Raw genomic sequence first — 7,153 nt, 5'->3', positions numbered from 1 at the left:
ACCGCGCGCGGGCACGGCGCGCGCGCGGCTCATGCCCGCGCCTCGTCGATGATCGCCTGGACCAGCGCCTCGTAGCTCATGCCGACCAGCTTCGCCTGCTCGGGCACGAGGCTCAACGGCGTCATGCCGGGCTGAGTGTTGACCTCCAGCAGGTAGAGCCCCGCCTCGCCCGCTTCCTCGTCCCAGCGGAAATCCGCGCGCGACGTGCCCTTGCAGCCGAGCAGGCGGTGCGCGTCGAGCGCCATCCGCATGCACGCGTCCGCGATGTCGGCGGGGATCTGCGCCGGGCAAACATGCGTGGTCAGCCCGTCCGTATATTTCGCGTCATAATCGTAGAAGCCCGACTGCGGTACGAGTTCGGTCACGCCCAATGCGCGATCGCCCAGCACGGCGGTGGTCAGTTCGCGCCCCTTGATGAATGGCTCGGCCAGCAAGGTGTCGAAATGGCGCCATGGGCCGTCCGCGTCGCGCCCGATCGGGTTGCCGTGATTGCCTGCGTCGGTGACGATCGCGACGCCGACCGAGGAGCCTTCGTTCACGGGTTTCAGCACATAAGGGCGCGGCAGCGGATCGCCCTCGAACAGGCTGGCGGAGGAAACGACGCGCCCTTCGGGCATGCGGATGCCATGCGGCACGAGCTGCTGCTTGGTCAGTTCCTTGTCGATCGCGATGACCGAGGTGGCGAGCCCCGAATGGGTGTAGCGCAATCCCATCAGGTCGAGCAGACCCTGTACCGTCCCATCCTCGCCCGGTGTACCGTGGAGCGCGTTGAACACCAGGTCAGGCTTCGCCGCGTGCAGGCGCAGCGCGACTTCCCGGTCCATGTCGATCCGCGTGACGCGATGACCCAGCCGCTCGCACGCGACGGCGATCCCCTCGCCCGAGATGAGGCTGACCGCGCGTTCGGAGGACCAGCCGCCCATCAGAACGGCGACATGCAGCGGCGCGGTCACTTGCCCACCCCCACGCGCTGGATCTCCCATTCGAGGTCGATGCCGCTGTCGGCCTTCACCCGGCGGCGAACCTCCTCGCCCAGCTCCTCGATCTCGGCCGCGCTGGCACCGCCCAGGTTGAGCAGGAAATTGGTGTGCTTTTCGGACACCTGCGCGTCGCCGATGCGCAGGCCCCGGCAGCCGGCGCGATCGACCAGCTCCCATGCCTTATGGCCGGGCGGATTCTTGAAGGTCGATCCGCCCGTGCGGCTGCGCAGCGGCTGCGATGCCTCGCGCGCGGCGGCGATGCGGTCCATCTCGGCCTGAATCGCCGCCGGATCGCCCGCTTCGCCCCGGAAGGTCGCCGACACGACGATCGCGCCCTCCGGCAAGGCGCTGTGGCGGTAGCTGTAGCCGAGTTCGTCGAGCGTCAGTGTGCGCCGCGTGCCCGAACGCAGCACGACATCGCATTCGACCAGCACATCCTTGACCTCGCGGCCATAGGCACCGCCGTTCATCCGTACGAAGCCGCCGACCGTGCCGGGGATCGATCGCAGGAATTCGACGCCCGAAATGCCCGCGTCGCGCGCGGTCGAGGACACCAGAATCCCGCTCGCCCCGCCGCCGCAGCGAAGCGTGAGCGGATCGAGCCGGTCGACCGTCGCGAACGCCTTGCCCAGCCGCACGACCACCCCCGGCACCCCGCCGTCGCGCACGATCAGGTTCGATCCCAGCCCGAGCCCCATCACCGGCACCGCCGGATCGAGGTCGGATAGGAAGCCCGCGAGATCGTCCACATCTTTCGGTTCAAACAGCCATTCGGCCGCCCCTCCCGCCTTGAACCAGACGAGCGGAGCGAGCGGCGCACGCGCGGTCAGGCGGCCGGCGACCCTGGGCAGCAGCATCGCGTCGGTCATCGCGTCCCCGTGTGAGGGGCGACGAACGCGCTCATTCGCGCGGGCCCCACAAAGCGAGCCACTTCTCCCACGCCTCGATCTGCTGGTCGGCGACGTCGCGCGCCGCCTTGGTCGCGCCTTCGAAGCCGGCGTCGTTCATCTGCCGGAACAACGTGTCGATATTCTTGCGATGCGCGTCGAGCATCTGCTTCTGCATCGCGATGAAGGGGGTGAAGAAATCGCTCATCATGCCTTCTCCTTGGCCATGGCGTCCGCCAGCCCCGCCGCCCACTTCGTGATATCGCCCGCGCCGAGGCAAATGACCATATCGCCCGGCTGCGCCACCGCCGCCAGTTCGGTCGCCAGCGCCTCCGCGCCGTCGATCGTCTGCGCCGCGCGATGCCCGCGCATCTTCAGGCCGGAGACGAGCGCCGCCGCATCGACCCCCTCGATCGGCTGTTCGCCGGCGGCATAGACGGGCGCGACATAGACGATGTCGGCGTCATTGAACGCGGTCTGGAACTCTTCCATCAGGTCGCGCAGGCGCGTGTAGCGATGCGGCTGCGCGACCGCGATCACGCGGCCTTCGGCGCCCTCGCGCGCGGCGGACAGGACTGCGCGGATCTCGACCGGATGATGCCCGTAATCGTCGATGATCGTGACGCCCCCGCCATTCATCGGCACTTCCCCGACCTTGGTGAAGCGCCGTTTGACCCCGCCGAACTTGGCAAAGCCGGTGCGGATCACGTCGTCAGGCACGCCCAGCTCCAGCGCGACGCCGATCGCGGCCAGGCTGTTCTGGACATTGTGGCGGCCTGGCATCGGCAGCTCGATATTCTCGATCGAACGGGTCGTGCCGTCGCGGTTGCGGATGATCGCTTCGAACCGGTTGCCGCCGGGCACCGGCGTGACGTTGACCCCGCGCACGTCGGCCTGCGCCGAAAAGCCGTAGGTGACGACGCGCCGGTCGCGCACGCGCGGGATAATCGCCTGCACCTCCGGATGGTCGAGACAGAGTAAGGCCGCGCCATAGAAGGGCACGTTCTCGACGAACTCGACGAAGGCGTCCTTCACCTTCTCGAACGAGCCGTAATGGTCGAGATGCTCGGGATCGATGTTGGTGACGATCGCATAGGTGCCGTCGAGGCGCAGGAAGCTGCCGTCGCTCTCGTCCGCCTCGACCACCATCCAGTCCGACGCGCCCAGCCGCGCGTTCGATCCGTAACTGTTGATGATCCCGCCGTTGATAACGGTCGGATCGACCCCGCCCGCATCGAGCAAAGCCGCGACCATCGACGTGGTGGTGGTCTTGCCGTGCGTGCCCGCGACCGCGACGGTCGATTTGAGCCGCATCAATTCGGCCAGCATCTCGGCGCGGCGCACCACGGGGACGCGTGTTTCCAGCGCCAGCTCGACCTCCGGATTGCCGCGCTTGATCGCGGTCGAGGTCACCACCACCGCCGCGTCGCCCAGATTGGCGGCGTCGTGGCCGATCATCACCTTGATGCCGCGCTTGCGCAGCCCCTCGATCACATAGCCTTCGGCCACGTCGGAGCCCTGCACGCGGTAGCCGAGATTGTGCATCACCTCGGCGATGCCGGACATGCCGATCCCGCCGATGCCGATGAAGTGGATCGTGCCGATGTCGGTCGCAACACCTTTCATCAGATGCCTCCGATGAAAAGCGTTGCCCGTCCTGAGCTTGTCGAAGGGCCCTTCATGCCTTGGCGCTCCCGACGGCGAGGCCAGCTTTCGCGGGCGCGCCCACGCCGCGCCGGTCGTCGCCGATCGCGTCCATCACCGGCGGGCGGCCGAACCCTTCGACCAGATCGGCCAGATCCTCGGTCGCGTTGGGGCGGCCGCACGCCTTGGCGCGCGCCGCCGCCGCGATCAGCGCGTCGGGGTCGGCGGCGAAACCCTCGATCTCCGCCGCGACTCGCTCGGGCGTGAACAGGTGCTGCGCGATCGCGTGCGCGCCGCCTTCCTCCGCCATTTCGCGCGCATTGGCGGTCTGGTGGTCGTCCATCGCGCTCGGCAGCGGCACCAGGATGGCGGGGCGGCCGGCGACGGTCAGTTCGGCGATGGTCGATGCGCCCGCGCGGGCGATGACGAGATGCGATTGGGCAAGCACGGTCGGCAGGTCTTCCAGGTAAGCGGACAGTTGGGCGCTTATGCCCAGCCGATCATAATCGGCGCGCACGCGATCGAGGTCTTCGGGTCGGCATTGCTGCACCAGCCGCAGCCGCGCGCGCAAAGCGGGCGGCAGCAGCGCAAGGCCTGCGGGCACTGCGGTCGACAGGATGGTCGCGCCCTGGCTGCCGCCGGTGACGAGAATATGGAACGGGCCGTCGACCGCGAAGTCGGGAAAGCGCTCGCGTCCGATCGCCTTCACCACCTCGCGCACCGGATTTCCGACGAGGTGCGCCTTGGCGGCGAATTTGGGCTTGAGGCGCTCCACGGTCGGATAGGCGGTCGCGATCGCGTCGACGCGCCGCGCGAGCAGGCGGTTGACCCGGCCGAGCACGGCATTCTGTTCATGCACCGCCGTCGCGACGCCCGCGTCGAGCGCGGCGAGCAAGGCGGGCAGCGCGGGATAGCCGCCGAAGCCGATCACGGCGGTCGGGCGGAAGCTGCGGTACAGCCGGCGCGCCATCCGCCGCCCGGCACGGATGCCGCTCCACGCCTTGAGCCAGCCGAGCGGCCCGCCCTGCACGCGCCCGGCGGGCATGACATGGACCTCGACCTCATCGAACAGGCCGGGAATGCGCTTGCCCCGCTCGTCGGTGATCAACGCGACGCGATGCCCCCGCCGTATCAGTTCCTCGGCCAGCGCATGCGCGGGCATCATATGCCCGCCGGTCCCGCCGGCGGCGAGCACGAAGTGGCGCGACACGGTCATCGCCCGCCCGCCTGCGCGCCAAGCTGCGACCCCCACGTCACGACGTAGGGTGAGCGCTTGAGGTACGGATTGGCGCGGGTGAAGGCGAGCAGCAGCCCGAAGCCAACCGACAGCGCGATCATCGACGAGCCGCCGTAGGAGATGAAAGGCAACGTCATGCCCTTTGACGGGGCGAGGTGGACGTTGACCAGCATGTTGATCAGCGCCTGCAGCCCGAACTGCGTGGCAAGGCCGGCGGCGGCGAGCATCAGGAAATTATCCTCCTCTCGCAGCAGCTTCATGAACACGCGCACCACGATCGCGAGGTAGATGGCGGCGACGGCGAGGCACGCGACCAGCCCGAATTCCTCGCCGATCACCGAGAAGATATAATCGGTGTGCGGCTCGGGCAGCTTGAACTTCATCGTCCCCGCGCCCGGCCCGCGCCCGATCAGCCCGCCATTGGTGATCGTGTTGTAGGCCGAGACCATCTGGTAATCGTCGACCTGCTTCGACGCGTCGCCGATCTTCAGGAACGCATTGATGCGCATCGTCGCGACCGGATACCACAGGTAGGCGCCGACGATCGCCGCCAGCCCCGCCCCGCCCAGCGCCGCGAGCCATTTCATCGCCACGCCCGACAGGGTGATCAGCAGCAGCCAGACCGAGACGAAGATCACCGTCTGTCCGAAATCGGGCTGTTTCATCAGGAATGCCGCGATGATGCCGAGCAGGCCGAAGCTCAGCGCCTCGACCGGCAGCTTCTTGTCCTTGGCCTTGAGCGAGAGCAGCCAGGACACCGCGACCACGAACAGGGGCTTCAGGAATTCGGACGGCTGAAGCTGGAGCGGCCCGATGAAAATCCAGCGCTGCGCGCCGTTCTTCTCCGCGCCGCCCAGCACGGGCACGAGCACGAGCAGCAGCAGGAACAGGGCCGCGCCCGCCAGCGCGAAACGCCGGGCGGTCGCCTTGGGCAGCATCGACACCGCGATCATCACCGGCACCGCCGCGCAGGTCCAGATGAGCTGGCGCCAGAAGTAATAATGCGACGCCATCGTATAGTGGCTGTCCGAATAGCGCACCGCCGCCGCCGGCGCCGCCGCCGCCACCGCGATCAGGCCGATGCCGATCAGCAAAGTCACGAGCAGCAGCAGAACGCGGTCGATCTCCCAGAACCAGCGGCCGACCGCGCTCATGTCGCCGCGCCCGAAGCGCTCGCCACGCCGCCGCGCCAGGGCACGCCGCCGCAGTTCGGATTGCGCCAGACGTGGTGCCGTCGTCGCCATCAGAGCGCCTCCACCGCCGCGCGGAACGCCTCGCCCCGCGCCTCGTAATCCGTGAACTGGTCGAAGCTGGCGCAGGCGGGCGACAGCATCACCACCTCGCCCGGCTTCGCCGCCGCCGCCGCGTCGCGCACCGCTTGGCGCAGCGTACCGCTTTCCGTGACAGTCTTGCCGGCGTCCTTCAGGATTCGCGCGAACATCGGCCCCGCCTCTCCGATCGTGTATCCCGCCACTACATGATCGAAGTGGGGCGCGCAGTCGTCGAGATCGTCGGTCTTGGGCCGTCCCCCAAGAATCCAGTGGATAAGTGGGTAGGCCGCGAGCGCGGGCGCCGTTGCGGTCGCATTGGTCGCCTTGCTGTCGTTGACGAACAGCACGCCGTCCTTTTCGGCCACGCGCTCCATCCGGTGCGGCAGGCCGGGATAGGTGCGCAGGCCCTGTTCGATCGCATCATCTTCAAGCCCGAGGATGCGGCAGGTCGCGATCGCGCAGGCGGCGTTCTGGCGATTGTGCGGCCCCTGAAGGGCGGGCCAGTTTTCCTGCCCTTCGACGGGCACGTCATCGAGGAACAGGCACCCCAGCCCATCGGGCGCCATGTCGAGCACGGCATGGTCCGCCTCGGCCTGGAAGTCGACCAGCGCGACATGATCGGGCGACTGCATCGCGAACAGCCGCGCCTTGCTCGCGGCGTAGCCCTCCAGCCCGTCATACCGATCGAGATGGTCCGGCGTGATGTTGGTCAGCACCGCGACGTCGCAGTCGAGGCTGAAGGTCAGGTCGATCTGATAGCTCGACAGTTCCAGCACATAGACCCCGCCCTCGGGCAGCGGGTCCCGCGACAGGATCGGCAGGCCAATATTGCCGCCCATCAGGGTCGGCACGCCCGCCGTCTTCAGGATGTGGTGGATCAGCGCAGTCGTGGTCGACTTGCCGTTGGTCCCGGTGATCCCGACGACCTTGTGCGCCGGCAACTCGCTCCGCGCCTGTGCGAACAGCTCGATATCGCCGATCACGGGCACGCCCGCCGCGCGCGCGTGCGCCGCGATCGGGTGGCGGTTGAGCGGCACGCCCGGCGACACGATCACGCCGTCATAACCGGCGAGGTCGATCTCCAGCGGATCGGCGAACGCGAGATCCTCCCCGGCACGGGGAGGGGGACCAGCC

Annotated in this window: 7 protein-coding genes; all 7 read right to left on the bottom strand. The window is 68.3% G+C overall.

All coding sequences use genetic code 11. The annotated features are described in order from the left end of the window. Positions 1 to 29 precede the first annotated feature (29 nt). From ACOJSF_RS05680 to murD, 7 genes are read right to left on the bottom strand one after another with little or no spacing between them, the layout of a single operon-like run. The gene (locus tag ACOJSF_RS05680; protein WP_420141253.1) at positions 30 to 953 is read right to left on the bottom strand and encodes a D-alanine--D-alanine ligase; all 924 of its coding nucleotides are present in this window, start codon (positions 951 to 953) and stop codon (positions 30 to 32) included. Beyond that, positions 950 to 1,849, bottom strand: coding sequence for a UDP-N-acetylmuramate dehydrogenase (gene murB, locus ACOJSF_RS05675; protein WP_420141252.1), 900 nt, complete (start codon positions 1,847 to 1,849; stop codon positions 950 to 952). The genes ACOJSF_RS05680 and murB overlap by 4 nt, the downstream gene beginning before the upstream one ends. A 31-nt stretch (positions 1,850 to 1,880) precedes the next feature. Beyond that, entirely contained in the window at positions 1,881 to 2,078 is a 198-nt protein-coding gene (locus tag ACOJSF_RS05670; RefSeq protein WP_420141251.1) for a hypothetical protein, read from the bottom strand. Continuing rightward, on the bottom strand, positions 2,075 to 3,493 hold the full coding sequence (gene murC, locus ACOJSF_RS05665) for a UDP-N-acetylmuramate--L-alanine ligase (protein ID WP_420141250.1): 1,419 nt from the start codon (positions 3,491 to 3,493) through the stop codon (positions 2,075 to 2,077). Before murC ends, ACOJSF_RS05670 begins: the two co-directional genes overlap by 4 nt. A gap of 52 nt (positions 3,494 to 3,545) precedes the next feature. Then, positions 3,546 to 4,727, bottom strand: coding sequence for an undecaprenyldiphospho-muramoylpentapeptide beta-N-acetylglucosaminyltransferase (murG, locus tag ACOJSF_RS05660; RefSeq protein ID WP_420141249.1), 1,182 nt, complete (start codon positions 4,725 to 4,727; stop codon positions 3,546 to 3,548). Continuing rightward, the gene (locus tag ACOJSF_RS05655; RefSeq protein ID WP_420141248.1) at positions 4,724 to 5,992 is read right to left on the bottom strand and encodes a peptidoglycan glycosyltransferase FtsW; all 1,269 of its coding nucleotides are present in this window, start codon (positions 5,990 to 5,992) and stop codon (positions 4,724 to 4,726) included. Before ACOJSF_RS05655 ends, murG begins: the two co-directional genes overlap by 4 nt. Beyond that, complete coding sequence (gene murD / locus ACOJSF_RS05650) at positions 5,992 to 7,104, bottom strand: UDP-N-acetylmuramoyl-L-alanine--D-glutamate ligase (RefSeq protein ID WP_420141254.1); 1,113 nt, start codon at positions 7,102 to 7,104, stop codon at positions 5,992 to 5,994. The genes ACOJSF_RS05655 and murD overlap by 1 nt, the downstream gene beginning before the upstream one ends. Between the last annotated feature and the right edge of the window lie 49 nt (positions 7,105 to 7,153).

It is taken from the genome of Sphingomonas sp. (assembly GCF_048594985.1).
In the GTDB taxonomy this organism is placed as follows: Bacteria; Pseudomonadota; Alphaproteobacteria; order Sphingomonadales; family Sphingomonadaceae; genus Sphingomonas_I.
The sequence above is the reverse complement of the archived record's forward strand: the minus strand, read 5'-3'. Positions and strand labels throughout refer to the sequence as shown.